The sequence below is a fragment of the Nocardiopsis sp. ATB16-24 genome (assembly GCF_030271535.1).
Classification (GTDB): domain Bacteria; phylum Actinomycetota; class Actinomycetes; order Streptosporangiales; family Streptosporangiaceae; genus Nocardiopsis.
Window position 1 is genome coordinate 1 of the sequence record NZ_JASCXJ010000029.1, and the last position, 19493, is coordinate 19493.

Sequence of the window (19493 nt, forward strand, 5' to 3'; positions counted from 1 at the left end):
TGTTGTCGGAGTTGCAGGACGATTTCGGGTTGACCTATATCTTCGTGGCGCATGATCTGGCGGTGGTGCGGCAGGTCAGTGATCGGGTGGCGGTGATGCGTCAGGGGCAGATCGTGGAGATGGGCGACAGCGACGCGGTGTATGAGAATCCGCGTAGTGAGTACACGCGGGGGTTGTTGACGGCCGCGCCGGTGTTGGATCCGGACCAGGCCCGACACCTACGCGCCCAACGCCGACGCGCCCGCGCATAGGCGAAGTCCCCTCCTCCCCTGCAAGGTCGCAGCGCGACCACCCGGCCTCGCCCTCCTCGGGCCCCACGGACGACCGTGCGGGTCCAGGCGGCGCTCCGCCGCCTGGACGGGTGCGGAAGGAGACTTCTCCGACCGCGTCGGTTCCAAGGATCAGAACAGACCCCTACGGCCGGCCAGCGAGTCGATCCACTGGTGCAGGTGCCCCGACCAGTCGCGTCCGGCTCCCTCGGCGTGACCGACGCTGAAGCGGTGGTAGGTGTCGCGTCCTTCGGAGAAGAGCAGCCCCGGCTTCTTGTCCAGCTCCAGCACCACGTCCATACCGTGTTCGTCGGTGACCATCGACAGCTCCAGCTCCTCCAGACCCCGGTAGCGCCTGGGCGAGCGGAACTCGATCTCCTGGTAGAACGGCAGGCGCTGTCGGGTGCGGTTGATGCGGCCCCGCTCCAGGTCGGCGTGTTTGAAGGTGAAGCCGAGGGAGAACAGCGAGTCCAGGACCGCGGCCTGGGAGGGCAGCGGCTCGACGGCCACGGGGTCGAGGTCGCCGGGATCCACCGCTCCCGCCACGTGCAGGCGGGTGTTCACACCGAGCCTCATGGGGTGCAGGTGACGGCCGCGGTGAACCGTGATGGGCGTCTCCCAGGGAACGAAGAGATCGAAGGGCACCTGGAAACGCTGACCGGGCGACAGGACCACGGCGTCGCCCAGACGCACACGATGGAACTCCATGTCGCTGTTGACCTCATGATCCCCGATCTCGGTCTCGACCCGGGCCTGTAGTCCCACGGTGAGCTGTTCGACCCGCTGCTCGACGTCACCGGCCTCGATGACGACGGTGCCCCGAAGGGAGCCGCCCGGCGTGGTCACGGGGGAGGCGAGAGAGGTTTCCACCGAGGCTCCGCCGAATCCGATACCGGCGAGCAGGCGCTTGAGAACCATGGAAGGGCTTTCTGAGGAAGGTCCGGCGGTGCCGTGGCCGGAGGACGGAAAAAGGGGGAAACGGGGCACCTGTAGGAAGGACGCCGCGAACGGGTTCCTGGTTCCCCTCGGATTCAGAGGAGTCCGCGCAGCAGGGCGCGCAGCCCGAAGGTGAAGCGCGCCTCGGCCTCGGCGGCCTCGGGGGCCTCCTCCTCGTCCTGGTGGCGGACCTGGTGTACGACGGCGCCGACACAGTAGGCGTGCACGGCGTCCGCGGCGCGTTCCACGTCGTCCCCGCGCAGGCCGGCCTCGGTGAACGCACGGTGCAGCAGGGCGCGCGTGGCGGCGGTGCTGGGGGTGTGCGGCGCCCGGTGGACCAGAAGGGACAGCGCCCCCGAGTACTCCAGCAACCGGGCCCGGTAGGCGTGTGCCCAGTCGGTCAGGCGTACGTCCCAGGGGCGGGTGTCCTCGGACTCCTCGGACTCTTGGACGTCGACCTCCTCCGCGTCCTCACCGGGGACGGTGCCGTGCGGTGCGGGGGAGGCCACGTAGGCGGCGATGGCGTTGAACAGCTGTTCCTTGCCGAGGGGGAAGTGGTGGTAGATGGCCATGGCCTCCACCTCCAAGGCGTCGCCCAGGCGGCGCATGGACAGGCCGCCGAGCCCGCGTCCGGCGATGATGTGAAGCGCTTCGAGGATGATGCGTTCACGGCTGAGCCCTGCGTAGTTCCTGCTCACGGTGTTCCTTTCGGGGGTGTGCGCCGTAAAGGTGGCAGATCCGAGGGTCGGTGACCACCACCGACGCGCGGCCCGGGTCGCCCTATGATCTCGGCCACCTCTAGAGTGGCCCCGACTGACGGTTCGCGTGTACGGAGCGCACAACATGGTTGCTGAACAGAGCACGACACAGGCGCGGCGGAGCCTGGAGGCCGATCGGGAACTGGCCGAGAAGCTGCCCGAACTCCTCGGGGAAGTGGCCGAGGCGCAGGAGACGCTGGACCGGGCGCGGGCGGAGGACGCGCCGGTGGAGGAGCTGTACCAGCGGGGCGTGGAGTTGGACCGGGCGCTGACCGAGGCGATGCGGGCCGCCTATGCCCGGCAGCGGACACTGGTGGGGCCCAAGGGGTACGAGGACCGGATCCATCGGCGTAAGAGGCTGGCACGCCCGGAGGTTCGGGAGGCCACCCACGTCGCCGAGCAACTGCTCACCGCACGTGAGGCCCACCGTCTGCACGGCATGGCAAGGGCGCCCCGACAGCCGGCGTGAGCACTGGGCCCCGGCCGAAGCCTCGTCGTGTCAGGCACACGGTAGGTTGGTGTCCGGCCCGGTCGGGGCCGGGCACCGCAGCAGGCGACGGTGGGGAGCGCATAACAGATGGCGGATTTCATCCGCATCGATCCGACGTCGAAGGTACCGCCCTACGAACAGATCAGGTCGATCGTGGCGATCGCGGCCGCCAACGGTGAGCTTCCGGTGGGTTACCGGTTGCCGACCGTTCGCGCGCTGGCCGCGGAGCTCTCGGTGGCGGTGAACACGGTGGCCCGTGCCTACCGTGAACTGGAACAGGCCGGGGTGGTGGAGACACGAGGACGCTCGGGCACCTTCATCGCGGCGGGCGGTGACGACCAACGGGCCGAGGCCTTGGCCGCCGCGCGCGCCTACGCCGAGGTCATCTCTCGGGTGGGCCTGGACCACGAAGAGGCCGTGGAGATCCTGCGCGCGGCCCTGAGGGGTTGAGGCGGACGTCGCGGAGGGCGTTCCGGTTCCCTCCCTGACCGCTATCGGCCGGGACACCGCTTCGTGACCTGCTCGTCTCCTTCTCCGGTTACCGTCGAGGGCATCGTCACCTCGACGGTTCCGAGCAGGGAAGGAGAGGCCGATGAGCAGAAAAGCCAGTGGCGGACGTTCCGGCGGACGTCCTGGAAGGCGTTCCGGTGGTTCCCGCGGCGGTGGTGCCTCACGAGGCGGAGGAGGGTTCCGTAGCAGCGGAGGCACCCCCCGTGGCGGCTCCCGCGGCGCGGGCGCGTCCCGTGGCGGCAACGTGTCCAGGAGCAGCGGTGCCTCACGAAGGGGCGGAGGTTTCCCCTCCAGGGGAGGAGGGTCCGCCTTCCGTTCGGGTGCGGGGGGTTTCGAGTCGAGGTCGGGTCGTAGCGCCCGTCCGTCTTTTCGTTCCTCGCGTCCCGCACGGCCCTCGATGCGGACCGGCCGGACCTCGACCCGTCGCACCTGGTACGGCGGTCATCAGCACTATCGTCACGATCACTACCGTACGGGCGGCTACCGACGCCGCGGAAGTTCCGTCGCCACGCTGTTGGGGTGCCTGCTGGTGGTCGGCGTGCTCATCCTGCTGCTGCTGGTCGCCCTGGTGCTTTGAGTCCTCCGAGGGGGAGGACGGTCCTTGCGTCCTCGCCGCCGTCCGCCCCAAGGACGTTCTTCCCGATCCGCTTCGAGAAACGAGCACAGTCCGTGTCCCATCACCGTTCCCCCCAGCGCGCTCACCTCATCGTGGCGGCCTTGGCCCTACCCCTGGTGTTGAGCGGTTGTTCCGGAAACAAGGCGGAGATCGAGGCGGTGTGCGCCGAGATCCACGCCGAGATCTCCGCGGTCGAGTTGGCGGCGGAGTCGATCTACACCGATCTCCTCGTCGACGGTGTGCCCTACCAGGACGAGCACGCCGACCGGTTGGAGACGCACCTGGCCAATGTGGAGTACCTGGAGGAGCTCTCCCGTGGAGAGGTCCGGGCGGACGCGGGGGAGCGGGCCGACGCGATCGACGAGGTGCTGGTGCAGCTGAACGTGGGGGACGAGATCGGCCTGGAGGATGCGATCGGCTGGACGGCCGAGACCCACGACCTGATCCTGGCCGCCTGTGGTTACTGAGACAGGGGTGGAGGAGGGGCGTGGAGGGCCCCTGCCTCCGTCAGCGGCGTAGCCCGATGATCGAGACGACGTAGAACAGGATCAGTCCCAGCCACACCAGCGGCAGGGCGCCGGCACCGGCCATGGCCGCGGTGATGGCGGTGATGGGGACGCTCACGCCCAGGCACACCAGGGAGAGCACGAAGCGCACGGTGTTGGAGGGGACGCCCGGCCTGGTCCGAGCGGTCTCGACCCGCTGCTCCGCCAGGTGGTGGCGGACCCTCTCGGCGATGGTGTCGTCGATCCGTTCGATCAAGGATGAGGCCACGGCCTCGTCGTACTCGGGGCCGAGCTCACGACCGGCGCGCAGTGCGGCGGCGATCTCGTCCCCCTGGTGCGGAGAACTCTTCGTCATCCCATCATCTTCGCACCACCGCGTGCCTTGACGTGACGAAGGAAGCGATATCAGGGACAGTTCAGGGTTCGCCCCGAAAGGGGGCAAGGTCGAAGACGGCTCGGGGCCGCCCCACCGGGGCGGCCCCGAGCCGTGCGGTCCGGCCGGCCCCCGTGTGGGCCGGACACGTCCTCTGGTCGTCAGCTGGCGAAGTCCAGCAGCTGCTGGGCGCGGCTGGGGTGACGCAGTTTGGCCAACGACTGCTTCTCCAGCTGCCGGATGCGCTCACGGGTCAGGCCCAGGTGCTTGCCGATCTCGTCCAGGGTGCGCGGACGTCCGTCCATCAGACCGAAGCGCAAGGACATGATCGTGGCCTCACGCGGCTCCAGGTCCGACAACGCGTTACGCAGCTGGTCGGCCATGAGCTGGCGGTCCACCACCTCGGAGGCCTCCGAGGCGTCCACGTCCTCGATCAGGTCGCCGATACGGGTCTCGCCGTCCTCGCCGATGGTGGAGTCCAGACTGATGGGCTGACGGGTGACCCGCAGCAGCTCCTCGATCTGGGCCGGGGTCTTGCCCAGCTCCAGCGCCAGCTCCTCCGGGGTGGGCTCGCGCCCCAGCGCCTGGTGCATGTCGCGCTCCAGACGGCTGACCTTGCTCAGCAGTTCCAGGACGTGCACCGGCAGACGGATGGTGCGGGCGGAGTCGGCGAAGCCGCGCTGGATGGCCTGGCGGATCCACCACATGGCGTAGGTGGAGAACTTGAAGCCCTTGGCGTAGTCGAACTTCTCCACGGCCCGGATCAGGCCGAGGTTGCCCTCCTGGACCACGTCGAGCAGCGACATCCCCCGGTCGCTGTACTTCTTGGCCACCGACACCACCAGGCGCAGGTTGGCCTCCAACATGTGGGACTTGGCCTTGCGACCGTCCTCGGCGACCCACTCCAGTTCCTCGATCTCGGCCTCGGCCATGGGGACGGAGCCGTCGACCTCGCCGTGCAGACCGAGGCGGTACTCGGCGTAGAGCCCGGCCTCGACCCGCTTGGCCAGGTCGACCTCCTGCTCGGCGGTGAGCAGTTGGCGGCGCCCGATGGCCTTGAGGTAGGTGTGGACCGAGTCGCCCATCGCGGGAGACTGGTCGTCGAGGTCGGCCTCGCCGGTCTCGGGATCGGTGGTGACCTGGGTGGTCTCGGTCTTCTTGGTGCGTCGCGTGGAGCGGGTCTTCCTCCGGGAGGAAGGGCCCTTGCGCGTCGTGGCCCTGCCTTGGGCCTTGGGTGCCTCGTCGGTGTCGGGCACCGTGGTGAGAGTGTCTTCCAGCACGTCGTCCTCGGCGTCAGGGTCGGCCACCGGCGTGGAGTCGTCGCCCCCGTTGGCGAGCCGGACCCCGTTCTCGGTGAGTTCACGCAGGATGGATCGGCCGTCGCCAGTGGAGACTCCGGCCTGGGAGAAAGCGGTACGCAGTTCGGAGAGGGACAGGTGTCCCTGGGCGCGTCCGCGGGTGAGCAGCTCGGCCAGGATCGCTTCCGCCGTGGTGTCGTCGCTTCGCGCGGTGTCAGCGGGGACTTCGGCGGTGGAGGCCGAAGCGGCCGGGGCAGTGCTCATCATCTGGGCACCTCCCTCCCTTCCAAGGCGTAGGGCGCGCGGCGGATGTCCTCCGCCGACCGGGGCGCCAATATGTCCAACGTGTCGGAGAGTCAAATGTTCCCTGTCTCGATTGGATATCAGCGGATGTGTCAGGGATCACTGTGTCTGAAGTGGCCAATCGCGGCCGGCAGAAGGTATTGGAACATGCTCGAAGGCGGTGGGGGAACGGTGCCGGGCCCGCCGGAGGGGAGGGCGTGGGGACACGTGCGAGTGGACCGATGGCTGTCGCCAACTGCACCTCCTCGGGAGAGGGGCCGAAGGAGCGGATACTCAGGTAGACGCCGGGCAGCTTTGGGAAGTTCCTCACCTTTTGCCCGAGCGTGAGCGCCGCCGGCCGCGTGGTGCGGGCATGCGACGGGGGTGGTCGGACACAACGACCGTCCCAGGTCTCCCCGGGGTTCGCAGTGGCCGACGCGCCAAGGGTCCCATGGGCGGGGAGCACACGGGTACTCCGAACCCTCCAAGGCGCGGTCGTGGAGGGTCGTTCGGTGAACGGTTCCCCGGGCCGCCGGGTTCAGACGCTCCGACCTCGCAGCGCCACCAGGTCGGGTTTGCCGGAGGCCAGCAGCGGCAGGAAGTCGCGTACCTCCAGTTCACGCGGTGCCGCGTAGGAGGGCAGCCTCTCACCCACCCAGGCGCGCAACCGCTCCAGTGAGGGTGGAGCGTCCCGGTCGACAGGCACCACGACGGCGCTGACCCGCTCGCCCCACTCCGGGTCCGGGCGCCCCACCACCACCGAGTCGGCCACCGCGGGATGCTCCAACAGCAAGGCGTTGACCTGGCCGGGCACCACCTTGTGGCCACCGGTGTTGATCACCTCGTCCACACGTCCGAGTACGTGCAGGCGCCCGTCCTCCCCCAGGCGTCCCAGGTCATTGGTGCGCAGCCACCGGACGCCCTCCTCGTCGAGGGTCAGCGCGTCCGGGTCCTCCCGGGCACCGGGTGCGAGCCGGTAACCGCTCGACAACACCGGCCCCGCCAGGAGGACGCGTCCCGGTTCCCCGGGGGTCGGCGAGTCCACACGCACGCGCACCCCCTCCAGTGGAACGCCGTCGTAGACGCAGCCGCCGCAGGTCTCGCTCATGCCGTAGGTGGTCGTGACCCGGACGGACTCGCGGGCCGCCTGGAGCAGGGCCGGCTCGGCGGCGGCTCCGCCCAACAGGACGGTACGCAGTGGCGACAGGTCGGTTCCGGCCGCCAGCAGGCGTCGAAGCTGGGTGGGGACCAAGGACACGTGCGGGCGCAGGTCCTCGATCAGTTCCGCCATCGTGTCCGTGGAGAAGGCCGCGTGCACCGCCCGGGTCCCCATGGTCAGCGCGCGGATCATCACCTGGATACCGGAGATGTGCCCGGCGGGCAGTACGCACAGCCAGGCGTCCCCGGAGGCGGCGCCGATCCGTGCCACCGAGGCCCGCGCCGAGGACCGCAGCGCGGACGCGGACAGCTCCACCCCCTTGGGGACGCCCGTGGAGCCGGAGGTGGTGATGACCAGAGCGGTGTCCGCGCGCGCGGGGACACCGCCGTCGAGTCGGGTGACACCGTCCACGGTGCGCACGGAGGAGGGGCGCATCGTGGCGAGCAGTTCGCGCACACGGCTCCGCGGTGTCCCCGCAGGGACCGGCAGTAGTGCCGGACCGTTCCCGTCCAGGGTCTGGGCCAGCAGCTCTTCCAGACGTTCGGGGGCCAGCCCGTGCACCGCCTGCAAGGGACGACCGTCCCGCGGGCGCGTCCCCTCCCCGTCGAACCCACGTTCACGTACCACGACCGACAGGGTACGCCCATGGGCGGGGAGCCCGCCCTTGGACCACGGGGTCGCTCCCGCCTGTGAGGGGTACGGGTCTTCACGCGGCCGGGCGTCGTGCTGCGGCGGGGGCGGGCCCGCGTGTCCCGGTTCGCCTGGCACAATGCGTAGGGTTGGCGCTTGGACGTGGTCCACGTCCACTCCGTCCCCAGTGTCCCCGTGAGGAGAAGTAGTAGCCGTGAGCAGCGTGATCGACTGGCAGCGGTCGGGCGAATATTCCGACATCATCTACGAGACCGCGGAGGGCATCGCCAAGATCACGATCAACCGCCCCGAACGGCACAACGCCTTTCGTCCCCAGACGCTGTTCGAACTACAGGACGCCTTCAACCTCGCCCGCGACGACTCCGAGGTCGGCGTGATCATCCTCACCGGTGCCGGGGACCAGGCCTTCTGCTCCGGTGGCGACCAGAAGATCCGCGGCGAGGACGGCTACATGGGCGATGACGCGGTGGCCCGCCAGGGCATCGGTCGCCTCAACGTGCTCGACCTTCAGGTGCAGATCCGTCGTACGCCCAAGCCCGTCATCGCCATGGTCGCGGGCTGGTGCGTCGGAGGCGGCCACGTGCTCCACGTGTGCTGCGACCTGACCATCGCCGCCGACAACGCCAAGTTCGGGCAGACCGGGCCCAAGGTCGGTTCCTTCGACGGCGGATACGGCTCCTGGTTGCTCGCCCAGACCGTCGGCCTGAAGAAGGCCCGCGAGATCTGGTACCTGTGCCGCCAGTACGACGCCCAGGAGGCCCTGGACATGGGCCTGGTCAACACCGTCGTGCCGCTGGCGGACCTGGAGAAGGAGACCGTGTCCTGGGCGCGCGAGATGCTGGAGAAGTCCCCTCTGGCCCTGCGCATGCTCAAGGGCGCCATCAACGCGGTCAGCGACGGCGCGGCGGGTATGCAGCAGTTCGCCGGTGACGCCACGATGCTCTACTACATGAGCGAGGAGGCGCAGGAGGGCCGCGACGCCTTCAAGGAGAAGCGCCGCCCGGAGTTCGACAAGTTCCCGCGCCGACCGTGAGGGGCTCCGACCCCGACACCGCGGAGGCCTCCGCCTCCGGGCGCGCGTTCGCCATAGGCCTGCGCAACCGTTTCCGCGGTATCACCGTCCGTGAGGGCATGCTCGTGCGCGGCCCCGTCGGGTGGGGCGAGTTCTCACCCTTCGCCGAGTACGGGCCGCGTGAGTGTTCCCGCTGGTGGGCGGCCTGCCACGAGGCCGCCCACCAGGGCTGGCCCGCACCCGTGCGCGACCGGGTCCCGGTCAACGTGACCGTTCCCGCCGTGGCCCCCGAACGCGCCCACGCGATCGTCTCCGCGGGCGGGTGCGCCACGGCCAAGGTCAAGGTGGCCGAGCCCGGGCAGGACCCGGCCGAGGACCTGGCACGTGTGGAGGCGGTCCGCGACGCCCTGGGCCCCTCGGGCAGGGTTCGGGTGGACGCCAACGGCGCCTGGGACGTCGACACCGCCGTGCATATGGTGCGCGCCCTGGACCGGTTCGACCTGGAGTACGTCGAACAGCCCTGCGCGACACTGGACGAACTCGCCGCCGTGCGCCGCCGTGTCCAGGTGCCGGTGGCCGCCGACGAGTCGATCCGCAGGGCCGAGGACCCGCTGAAGGTGCGCGCCGCCGACGCCGCCGACATCGTCGTTCTCAAGGTCCAACCGTTGGGCGGGGTGCGTGCCGCGCTGCGCGTGGCCGAGGCGTGCGGCCTGCCCGTGGTGGTCTCCAGCGCGGTGGAGACCTCGGTCGGCCTGGCCGCGGGGGTGGCCCTGGCCGCCGCCCTGCCGGAGCTGCCCTACGCCTGCGGACTGGCCACCATGCAGATGCTGACCGCCGACGTCACCGACGAGCCCCTGTCGCCCGAGCGGGGATTCCTGCCGGTGCGTCCGGTGGAGGTGGACGAACGTCGTCTGCGCGCGGTGGAGGTCGACCCCACCGCGTGGCGGGAGCGCGCCGCGGCCGCCCGGAACGCGGCGGACGGGGCCCTGGGCACCGGATGAGCGGACCGCGTCGAGGTCGGGCGGTGAGGACGGGCGCCCGGCCGGAGAGGCCGACGCGGTGATCTCGGGGCGCGAATGTGTCAGGGGTGACACGGGGGCGCGTTCGCTTCGCACGTCGAGTGGGGGTTGACTGTAGGGGCCGAGTCCACATGGTGATACTTGGTACATATTGAGACGATCGAGAGAATTGATGAACCCGTCTACCGCTCTGGCTCGGATCCTGGTCGACGAACTGGTCCGCTGCGGTCTGGCCGAGGCCGTCGTCGCGCCGGGTTCGCGCTCGACGCCCCTGGCCCTGGCCCTGGTCGCCCACCCCGACGTCAGGGTGCACGTGCGCATCGACGAGCGCTCGGCCTCCTTCCTCGCCCTCGGGCTGGCCCGGGTCTCCCGACGCCCGGTCGCGGTGGTGTGCACCTCCGGTACGGCCGCCGCCAACTTCCACCCCGCGGTGTTGGAGGCCGACGAGAGCGGGGTGCCGTTGCTGGTACTGACCGCCGACCGGCCCCCGGAGCTCCGTGGTACGGGAGCCAACCAGACCGTGGACCAGATCGGACTGTACGGCGGAGCGGTGCGCATGTTCACCGAGGTCGGCACGCCCGACCCGGTGCCCGGGATGGTCGCCTACTGGCGGTCGCTCGCCTGCCGGGCGTGGGCCTCGGCGATGGGCGGGCGTCCGGGCCCGGTCCACCTCAATCTGGCCTTTCGCGATCCGCTCACCCCCGACGTCGACACCGGCCCCTGGCCCGAGTCGCTGGAGGGGCGCGGTGGGGGAGGCCCCTGGACCGCACGGCCCGGCCCGTTCACCGCACCCGCCCCGTTCTCGTTGCCCGACGTCGAACGCGGCGTCATCGTGTGCGGTGACGGCGACTACGATCCCGCGCCGTTCCTGACACTGGCCGAGCTGACGGGGTGGCCCCTGTTGGCGGAGCCCACCTCCAACGCCCGCCGCGCGGGCGCGATCTCCACCTACCGACACCTGCTGGCCTCCCCGCGTCTGGCCTCGGGCCCGGCGCCGGAACTGGTGGTGAGCGTGGGGCGGCCCAACCTGTCCCGGCAGATCCTGGCGTTCCTGCGCAGGGCCGAGCGGCACGTGGTGGTCAGCGCGGGCGCCTTGGGCGATCCGGCCGCGGGCGTGCCCAACGCCTTCTCCGATCCGGCGCGCACGGCCACCGACGTGGTGGCCGCCGTCTCGCCCCCCGCCGGACTCGACTCCGCCTTCCCCAGGAGCACCGACTGGTCCAGGACCTGGCGGAGGGCCGAGTGGGCGGCACGCGCCGCGGTGGACGCGGTGCTGGACGAGGAGGAGGCTCTCAGCGAGCCGCGTCTGGCCCGCGACCTGGTCGCGCACGTGGCCGCCGGTTCCCTGCTCTTCGCCGGATCGAGCATGCCCATCCGCGACCTGGACGCCACCATGCACGCCAGGTGCGGGGTGCGGCTGGTCGGCAACAGGGGGGTGAGCGGGATCGACGGGACGGTCTCCACCGCGATCGGTGCCGCGCTGGCCCACCAGAGGGACGGTGGCGGAGCGGCCTACGCGCTCCTGGGCGACCTGGCCGTGCTGCACGACCAGAACGGGCTCGTCATCGGTGCCCAGGAGCCGCGTCCGGACCTGGCGGTCGTGGTGGTCAACAATGACGGGGGCGGTATCTTCTCCGGCCTGGAGCAGGCCGGGCACCCCGCCTTCGAGAGGGTGTTCGGCACACCGCACGGCATATCCATGGAGCGGGTGGCGGCCATGGCCGACCTTTCCTACACCCGTCTGGAATGGGCCACCGACCTGCCCAAGGCCCTGTTGGGGGAGGGGCTGCGCCTGATCGAGGTGTGCACGCGGCGCTCCGACGGCACCGCCCTGCGCCGCCGGATACAGGGTGCGGTGGACGCCGCGGTGGACGAGGTGCTCTGAAGGGCCCACACCACCCGTGACGAGGCCGGCTCCGGCCGGCCTTCGAGACGGCGCCGCCTGGGGCGTGGCGCTTGAATCGGAGGGGCCGATGGGTCATGATCACCCCGGGCGTTGACTCTGCGCTCCCTTGTGATGGCCGAGAGTCAGATCGTGGGGTGGGTCGGAGTTGTCAAGGCGTTCACTCCGGCTTCACCCGGGCGCGTGCAACCTCGGCCAGGGTCGAAACCGACCGGTGGGACGACCCGCCGCACAGGACAGACCGCGCGCTCCGGTCCGCCCCGCACAGGCCGGGGCACGCGGACACAGCACGATCCCCGAGGAGAAGGTGTGCCCCGATCCGCGCCCCGTCGCCGCCCGCTGCCGTTGATCGATCAGGTCGGGGGCGGTCGTTCCCGCGCCACATGCCGACTGCGCTGCGGTGACGCCTGCTTCCATCCCGCTCCCAACACCAGCGACAATCCCTACTTCGGTGACATCCTCGCCAAGGTGCTGTCCCGCCGCTCGGCGTTGCGCGCCGGCGCGGTCACCGCCGGGGCCGGGGCTCTGGGCCTCTCCGCGCTCGGACAGGCCGTCGCCGACCCCCGCGGCCCGGGACGTCCCCACCCCGCGCCGCGGCCGACCTTCGTCGCCGTCCGGCCCAACAACGACGACAAGGTCACCGTCCCCCAGGGCTACGACCATCACGTCATCATCCGCTGGGGCGACCCCGTCCTGCCCGGAGCCCCGGAGTTCGACGTCCACGACCAGAGCGCCGAGGCCCAGTCCCGACAGTTCGGCTACAACTGCGACTACGTCGGTTTCCACCAACTGGACGACGACCACGCCCTGATGTGGGTCAACCACGAGTACACGAACGAGAACCTGATGTTCCCCGGCTACACCGACGGCGACTCCGCGACCGAGGAACAGCTCAGGATCGCCATGGCCGCCCATGGTGGGAGCATCGTCGAACTGGAGCGCGAGGGCGACACCGGCAAGTGGGTGCTGTCCGAGGGCGAGCGCCGCTTCAACCGTCGGATCACCGCCACCACCCCCCTGCGCCTGACCGGGCCCGCCGCCGGACACGAACTGCTCAGGACCGCGGAGGACCCCACCGGGACCCTGGTCAGGGGCATGCTCAACAACTGCGCGGGCGGCATGACCCCCTGGGGCACCTTCCTCAGCGGGGAGGAGAACTTCCACCAGTACTTCGGCGGTGCCCCCGCCACAGAGGAGAGCGCCCGCTACGGGTTGGGCACGGGCCCCTCCGACCGCCGCTGGGACCGGATCGAGGAGCGCTTCGACCTGTCCCGACACCCCAACGAGGCCAACCGCTTCGGCTACATCGTCGAGATCGACCCGCTCGACCCCGACTCCGAGCCGAGAAAGCGCACCATGCTCGGCCGCTTCAAACACGAGGGCGCCACCACGCGCCTGGCCCAGGACGGTCGCGTGGTCGCCTACATGGGCGACGACGAGCGCTTCGACTACATCTACAAGTTCGTCAGCGCCAAGAGGTACGTCGAAGGTTCCCGACGCCACAACCTCACCCTGCTGGACACGGGAACGCTGTACGTGGCCCGCCTGAGCGGTGACAGCCCCGCCGAGGAGATCGACGGCTCGGGCACCCTGCCCGCCGACGGCGAGTTCGGCGGGACCGGTGAATGGGTCCCTCTGTGTTCGGACACCGAGAGCTTCGTCGACGGGTTCGGCGTCGCCGAGGTCCTGGTGTACACCCGCCTGGCCGCCGACGCGGTGGGCGCCACCAAGATGGACCGTCCCGAGGACTTCGAACCCAGCCCCGTCACCGGCAAGGTCTACTGCGCGCTGACCAACAACTCCGCCCGGGAGCCCGGACAGGCCGACGAACCCAACCCCCGCGGCCCCAACCGCCACGGTCACGTCCTGGAGATCGTGGAGGAGGGCGACGACGCCGCGGCCACCGGGTTCACCTGGAACGTGCCCCTGGTGTGCGGCGACCCCGAGGACGAGGACACCTACTACGCGGGCTTCGACAAGTCCAGGGTCATGCCGATCTCGGCGCCGGACAACCTCACCTTCGACAAGGACGGCAACCTGTGGATCTCCACCGACGGTCAGCCGGGCGCCCTGGGGATCAACGACGGTCTGCACGTGATGCCCGTCGAGGGCCGCTTCCGAGGAGAACTGAGGACCTTCGCCACCGTTCCGGTGGGGGCCGAGGCGTGCGGCCCCTTCATCACCAAGGACGGCAGGACGGTGTTCCTGGCACCGCAGCATCCGGGTGAGGGCGGCACCTTCGAGGAGCCCACCAGCACGTGGCCCGACGGGGACATGCCGCGTCCGTCCGTGGTATGCATCTGGCACACCGCCGGTCGTGAGGTGGGCGGGTAGTCGCCGCCCCTCCGCGAGAGGCGAACGGGACCCTCGGTCCGTCCCTCACCTTCGAGGGTGGGAACGGGCCGACGGTCACCGTCGCCCCACGGCGGCGACACCTGTCAGCGCGACCTTTCACGGAGGCAGCAGTGCCGGATCTCGTCCTGTTGAGCACCGGTGGGACCATCGCCACCACGTCCACCGAAGCGGGGCGGGTCGTCGGGGTGGACGCCAAGACGCTACTGCGTTCGGCCGAAGGCCACTGGGACTCCGGTGCCGTACGGGTCCGGGCACTGGACGTCAAGCGGCTGGTCAGCTTCGCGGCGACCACCGAGGACGTCCTGGACCTGGCACGCGCGGTGCGCGCCGCCTCGGCGGAGGCAGACGGGATCGTCGTGACCCACGGGACCGACTCCATGGAGGAGGCGGCCTTCCTCGTCTCGCTGACCCATGAGGGAGAGGTGCCCGTGGTCTTCACCGGAGCGCAAAGACCCTTCGACGACACCGCCCCCGACGGACCCCGCAACCTGGCCTCCGCCCTGCGCTGGGCCGCCTCCTCCGAAGCGAGGGGCACCGGTGTGAGCGTGGTGTTCGACGACAAGGTCCTGCCCGTGGTGGGGGTCCGCAAGGTCCACACCCTGGCCCTGTCCGCCTTCGCCGCGCCCGGGCGCGGCCCCATCGCGACGGTCGACGAGGCGGGGGTCCGTCTGCACGCCCGCCCATCCGTCGCCCCCGCGCTCCTCTCCCTCGACGTGGAGCGTCTTCCCCGCGTGGACGTGATCGGACAGTACCTGGGCGCGGACGCCGTCGCCCTGGAAGCGGCATTGGCCTGCGGAGCCCGGGGGTTGGTGGTGGCCGGTTTCGGCGCCGGTAACACCGCCCCCGACGTGACGGAGGCCTGTCTGGCGCTGCTCGACGAGGGCTTCCCCGTCGCCGTGGCGAGCCGTGTCGGTTCCGGAGCGGTGCTCGGGCTCTACTCCGGTGGCGGAGCCGACCTGCTGCGGGCCGGGGCGATCCCCGCGGGCGACCTCTCCCCCTGGCAGACGCGTCTGCTGCTCGCGGCGGCCCTGACCCGCACGGCCGGCCAGGACGGCCCCGGCACGGTCGAGACCTGCCGACGCTGGTTGGAGCAGGTCGGAGCCGTCGCTCGGTGACACGACCTCACGAACCCGGCATCGGTCCGGAGGAGAACGGAAGGGACAGCGTCATGGCCAAGGAGATCCTGGTCGCGTACGGCGTCGACGTCGACGCCGTCGGCGGTTGGCTCGGCTCCTACGGAGGGGAGGACTCGCCCTGCGACATCTCGCGGGGCATGTTCGCGGGCGAGGTGGGCGTGCCCCGCATGCTGGAGTTGTTCCGGCGCAGGGACGTCCGGACGACCTGGTTCTGGCCGGGCCACTCCATCGAGACCTTCCCCACCGAGTTCGAGGCCTGTTTCCAGGCCGGGCACGAGATCGGGGTCCATGGTTACAGTCACGAGAACCCGATCGCGATGACCCGTGAGCAGGAGGAGGCCGTCCTCGACCGCTGTGTCGAGCTGATCGAGCGGCGCACCGGACGGCGACCGACCGGTTACGTGGCCCCGTGGTGGGAGTTCTCCAAGGTCACCAACGAGCTGCTGATCTCCCGGGGGATCAAGTACGACCACTCGCTGATGCACCGCGACTTCGAGCCGTACTACGTCCGGGTGGGGGACTCCTGGACCCCGATCGACTACGACCGGCCCGCCGACACCTGGATGAAGCCGCTCGTGCGCGGTGAGGAGACCGACCTCATCGAGATCCCCGCGTCCTGGGAACTGGACGACCTGCCTCCGATGATGTTCATCAAGGCCAACCCCAACAGCCACGGCTTCGTCGGTCCGCGCGACCTCGAACAGCAGTGGAAGGACCAGTTCGACTGGGTGTACCGGGAGAGCGACTACGCGGTCTTCACGATGACGGTGCACCCCGATGTGTCGGGGCGTCCACAGAACCTGCTCATGCACGAGCGACTGATGGACTACATCAGCGGGCACGAGGGCGTCCGTTGGGCCACCTTCGACGAGATCGCCGACGACTTCGCCCGACGCAGGCCGCGTTCGTGAGACGACGGCGAACGTGCCTCAGTCGCTGAGGGCCTCGCGCATCACGCGGAACTTGGACTCGGTCTCGGCCAACTCGGCCCGCGGGTCCGACTGCGCGACGATGCCGCATCCGGCGAACAGGCGGGCTTGCGCTCCCTCGACACGGGCGCAGCGCAGGGCGATGCCCCACTCGGAGTTGCCGGCTCCGTCCAACCACCCCACCGGGCCGGCGTAGCCGCCCCGGTCCATGCCCTCCACCTCCGCGATCAGCCGCATGGCGTCGGCGGTGGGGGTGCCGCCGACCGCGGCGGTGGGGTGCAGGGCGGCGACCGCGTCCAGCGCCGACACACCGGGGGACAGACGGGCACGCGCGGGGGTGGCCAGGTGCTGCACGTTGGGCAGGGTGAGCAGGCGGGGCAGGGAGGGCACGTCCAGTTCCTCGGTGAGCGGGCCCAGCGAGGCGCGCAGGGAGTCCACGGCCATGCGATGCTCGTCCACGTCCTTGGCCGAGGACATCAGCTCCTCGGCCAGGCGCCGGTCACTGTCGGGGTCCTCTCCGCGCGGTCGGGTGCCGGCCAGGACCAGCGAGGTGAGCCGGTCGCCCTCACGGCGCAAAAGCAGCTCCGGGGTCGCACCGACCATGCCGTCCACACAGAAGGCGAAACAGCTGGGAAATCGTGTGCGCAGCCGTTCCAGCAGGGTGCGCACGTCGATGGGCGAGGCGGCCTCGGCGAAGGAGTCGCGTGCCAGCACGGCCTTGTCGAGTTCGCCCGCGCGGATGCGGTCGACGGTGTCGGCCACGGTGGCCGTCCACCGCTCCTCCGACATCGACCCCTGACGCCAGGTGAGCGGACCGATGGGCCGCGGTTCTTGGAGAGGAGGGAGCGGCGGGACCGGAAGGGGGTCCGGTTCGTCGGAGACGGTGGTCAACCAGGTGCGGCCGTCGCGCCGTCCCAGGATCATGCGGGGCACCACGAGGGCGGAACCGGCCGAGGCGGGGTCGAAGGAGAACGTGCCGAAGGCGACCAGGCCCGTACCGGGCAGGCCCACCTCGTCCTGGACCTGGGAGTCGCCGACGAGATCGTCCACCCAGGAGGCCGCCTCGGTGAAGCGGGTGGTGTCGGTGGGCTCGGTCGATGCGGGGGCGCCGTCCAGGTCCAGTCGTGCGGCCTCTCCCCATCCCACGATCCCCTCGTCCTCGGTCAACCACGCCAACGGGGAAGCGGCGGGGAGCCGGTCCACCAGACCGCTGGCGTGGTCGTGCAGGGCGATGGTGCGGACGAACAGCTTGGGTGGGTTCAGGGCGACGTTCACGCTCCCAGAGTCTAGGAGTTCGCCCGGGAGGGTGTGCCCGGGCCGTACCGCGCTGGAAAGGCCGTCGGGACGACGTATTCCCGCTTCCGGTTCGTGTCATATGAGAAGAACGTAGGTCTTTTGTGGTGAACGCCATAGAGAGGGGGCGTTCATGTGACGATCCGTTGATCGGAGGGGGTGCTCCCCATGGCCGGGCCGTTCCCGCTTGACCGATGGTTGTCCGAATCGTGCCCGAATATTAACGTCCTCCCCTAACCTGGTGCGCGGTGCGACGCCGCGGTGGTGACGGCGCGAGAACCCTCGAAGGAGCCGGACTCATGAACTCCGTGGCACGGACGCGGTCCTCGTCGCGAGGCGGGGGCCGCTGGGCGGCGATGGTCGTGGCCACCGCCCTGCTCGTGGGGTGCGCGTTCCAGGACACCGGCGCGCCCGGTCCCGGTCGCCGGGACGGCCAGTCCGCTCCCGTGCGTTGCGACGACGGAGACGACGGGCGCCGGATGCGCGGAGCCTGGCTGACCACCGTCCGCAACATCGACTGGCCCTCCGAGCCCGGACTGTCCGCCGACGAGCAGAAGGCCGAACTCGACTCCTACCTCGACGACGCCGTCGACATGGGTCTCAACGCCGTGTTCCTGCACGTACGACCCACCGCGGACGCGGTCTACGCCTCCGACCTGGAACCATGGGCTCGCTACCTCACCGGCGAACAGGGGGGCGATCCCGGATACGACCCACTGGAGCACGCGGTCGCCGGGGCCCACGAGCGGGGCCTGGAGCTGCACGCCTGGTTCAACCCCTACCGGGTCGGTTTCCAGGACCCGGACGTGGAGAACCTGGTGGAGGACCACCCGGTCAGACGCAACCCCGACTGGTTGGTGAGCTACGGCGACGAGGCCTATGTCGATCCCGGTGATCCCGAGGTCCGGGAGTGGGTGACCGGCGTCATCCTGGACGTGGTGGGACGCTACGACATCGACGGCGTGCACTTCGACGACTTCTTCTACCCCTACCCCAAGGCGGGGGAGGAGTTCGACGACGACGCCACGTGGGCCGAGCACGGCGGGGACTTCGAAGACCGGGCGGACTGGCGCCGGGACAACGTGAACCGGCTCATCGCCGACGTGCACGAACGGATCCACCAGGTCAAACCCTGGGTGCGCTTCGGGATCTCCCCCTTCGGCATCTGGCGCAACGACACCACCGATCCCAGCGGTTCGCCCACCTCGGGGCTACAGTCCTACGACGCCCAGCACGCCGACACCCGCACCTGGATCCGGGAGGGCACCATCGACTACGTCGCACCGCAGTTGTACTGGGAACGGGGTTTCGCCGCCGCCGACTACGAGGCCCTGGCCGACTGGTGGTCCCAGGAGGTGGAGGGCACCGGCGTGGATCTGTACATCGGCCAGGCCGCCTACCGCGTGGGCGAGGAGGGCTGGCGGGACGAACACGCGCTCAGCTCCCAACTGGACTACTCGGGCGCCCTGCCCGAGGTGGACGGCGACATCTACTTCTCCCTCAAGAGCCTGCGCGGGCAGGCCGCCGACGCCTACGCGGAGGTGGTCCGCGACCACTACAACCGACCCGCGCTGCCACCGCGTGTCCACGACTCCGAGGACGCACGGGTGGGCGCCGTCACCGGTGTCACCGCCCAGGCCGCGGACGATGGTGTGCGGGTGGCGTGGGAGGGCGTCGAGGGCGCCCGTTTCTACGCCGTCCACCGGGTGTCCTCCGAAGCCCTCGCGGACGGGGCGGACACCGAGGAGGCGCGGTGTGCCGCGATCTCCCCGGACGAGCTGGTGGGGGTCACCGGACGCACGGAGCTGACCGACACCGCACCGCCGCCGGACGGCGCGGGGTATGTGGTCACCGCGTTGGACCACTACCGGGCCCGGGGGCCCGTCAGTGAGGTCGCCGACGTGCACCACTGACGCGGTGCTTCTTCGGGACGGACCGTGTCGTTCGTCGCGAAAGCCAGAGGAAAAGCAGAAAAAGCCGGAATCTGCAAGCTGAGAA

The 19493-nt window shown here is 70.3% G+C and carries 18 protein-coding genes; 12 read left to right on the top strand and 6 right to left on the bottom strand.

Features of this window, described 5'->3' with window-relative positions; genetic code table 11:
* The coding region (locus PFX91_RS22050; protein WP_502888355.1) for an ABC transporter ATP-binding protein at positions 1-251 on the top strand (251 nt) is incomplete at its 5' end.
* A 150-nt stretch (positions 252-401) separates the two neighbouring features.
* Here PFX91_RS22050 and PFX91_RS22055 read toward each other — a convergent pair.
* Complete coding sequence (locus PFX91_RS22055; protein ID WP_285734871.1) at positions 402-1187, bottom strand: sporulation protein; 786 nt, start codon at positions 1185-1187, stop codon at positions 402-404.
* A gap of 113 nt (positions 1188-1300) precedes the next feature.
* Positions 1301-1903 (bottom strand): TetR/AcrR family transcriptional regulator, encoded by a 603-nt coding sequence (locus tag PFX91_RS22060; RefSeq protein ID WP_285734872.1) that lies wholly within the window; start codon positions 1901-1903, stop codon positions 1301-1303.
* 145 nt (positions 1904-2048) lie between these two features.
* Between PFX91_RS22060 and PFX91_RS22065 the strand changes: the two genes are divergently transcribed.
* From PFX91_RS22065 to PFX91_RS22080, 4 genes are all read left to right on the top strand, one after another.
* Positions 2049-2432 (top strand): hypothetical protein, encoded by a 384-nt coding sequence (locus PFX91_RS22065; protein WP_285734874.1) that lies wholly within the window; start codon positions 2049-2051, stop codon positions 2430-2432.
* A gap of 108 nt (positions 2433-2540) precedes the next feature.
* On the top strand, positions 2541-2903 hold the full coding sequence (locus PFX91_RS22070; RefSeq protein ID WP_285734876.1) for a GntR family transcriptional regulator: 363 nt from the start codon (positions 2541-2543) through the stop codon (positions 2901-2903).
* A 457-nt stretch (positions 2904-3360) separates the two neighbouring features.
* Positions 3361-3540 carry a hypothetical protein gene (locus PFX91_RS22075; RefSeq protein WP_285734878.1) on the top strand — a complete coding sequence of 60 codons (180 nt, stop codon included), beginning with the start codon at positions 3361-3363 and terminating at the stop codon, positions 3538-3540.
* Positions 3541-3632: 92 nt separating this feature from the next.
* Positions 3633-4046 carry a hypothetical protein gene (locus PFX91_RS22080; protein WP_285734880.1) on the top strand — a complete coding sequence of 138 codons (414 nt, stop codon included), beginning with the start codon at positions 3633-3635 and terminating at the stop codon, positions 4044-4046.
* A 40-nt stretch (positions 4047-4086) separates the two neighbouring features.
* Here the strand turns inward: PFX91_RS22080 and PFX91_RS22085 are convergent, their stop codons facing one another.
* The 3 genes from PFX91_RS22085 to PFX91_RS22095 form a co-directional block, all read right to left on the bottom strand.
* On the bottom strand, positions 4087-4440 hold the full coding sequence (locus PFX91_RS22085) for a hypothetical protein (protein ID WP_285734882.1): 354 nt from the start codon (positions 4438-4440) through the stop codon (positions 4087-4089).
* A gap of 179 nt (positions 4441-4619) precedes the next feature.
* Complete coding sequence (locus tag PFX91_RS22090; RefSeq protein ID WP_285734884.1) at positions 4620-6023, bottom strand: sigma-70 family RNA polymerase sigma factor; 1404 nt, start codon at positions 6021-6023, stop codon at positions 4620-4622.
* A 553-nt stretch (positions 6024-6576) separates the two neighbouring features.
* Positions 6577-7824, bottom strand: coding sequence for an AMP-binding protein (locus PFX91_RS22095; RefSeq protein WP_285734886.1), 1248 nt, complete (start codon positions 7822-7824; stop codon positions 6577-6579).
* Between the two features lie 217 nt (positions 7825-8041).
* Between PFX91_RS22095 and menB the strand changes: the two genes are divergently transcribed.
* The 6 genes from menB to PFX91_RS22125 all read left to right on the top strand — a co-directional run bounded on the left by menB (position 8042) and on the right by PFX91_RS22125 (position 16184).
* Positions 8042-8881, top strand: coding sequence for a 1,4-dihydroxy-2-naphthoyl-CoA synthase (menB, locus tag PFX91_RS22100; RefSeq protein WP_285734888.1), 840 nt, complete (start codon positions 8042-8044; stop codon positions 8879-8881).
* Positions 8878-9861, top strand: coding sequence for an o-succinylbenzoate synthase (locus PFX91_RS22105; RefSeq protein WP_285734890.1), 984 nt, complete (start codon positions 8878-8880; stop codon positions 9859-9861). The genes menB and PFX91_RS22105 overlap by 4 nt, the downstream gene beginning before the upstream one ends.
* 190 nt (positions 9862-10051) lie before the next feature.
* Entirely contained in the window at positions 10052-11764 is a 1713-nt protein-coding gene (gene menD, locus PFX91_RS22110; protein ID WP_285734892.1) for a 2-succinyl-5-enolpyruvyl-6-hydroxy-3-cyclohexene-1-carboxylic-acid synthase, read from the top strand.
* A 327-nt stretch (positions 11765-12091) separates the two neighbouring features.
* Entirely contained in the window at positions 12092-14116 is a 2025-nt protein-coding gene (locus tag PFX91_RS22115; protein WP_285734893.1) for a PhoX family protein, read from the top strand.
* Between the two features lie 131 nt (positions 14117-14247).
* On the top strand, positions 14248-15252 hold the full coding sequence (locus PFX91_RS22120) for an asparaginase (RefSeq protein WP_285734894.1): 1005 nt from the start codon (positions 14248-14250) through the stop codon (positions 15250-15252).
* Positions 15249-16184, top strand: a complete 936-nt coding sequence (locus PFX91_RS22125; RefSeq protein ID WP_352231713.1) for a polysaccharide deacetylase family protein — start codon at positions 15249-15251, stop codon at positions 16182-16184. Before PFX91_RS22120 ends, PFX91_RS22125 begins: the two co-directional genes overlap by 4 nt.
* A gap of 18 nt (positions 16185-16202) precedes the next feature.
* Here PFX91_RS22125 and PFX91_RS22130 read toward each other — a convergent pair whose 3' ends face one another.
* Entirely contained in the window at positions 16203-17477 is a 1275-nt protein-coding gene (locus PFX91_RS22130; RefSeq protein ID WP_285734896.1) for an isochorismate synthase, read from the bottom strand.
* A 317-nt stretch (positions 17478-17794) separates the two neighbouring features.
* On the opposite strand from PFX91_RS22130, the gene PFX91_RS22135 reads away from it, so the two are divergent.
* Positions 17795-19408, top strand: coding sequence for a glycoside hydrolase family 10-like protein (locus PFX91_RS22135; protein WP_285734898.1), 1614 nt, complete (start codon positions 17795-17797; stop codon positions 19406-19408).
* The last annotated feature ends 85 nt before the right edge of the window (positions 19409-19493 follow it).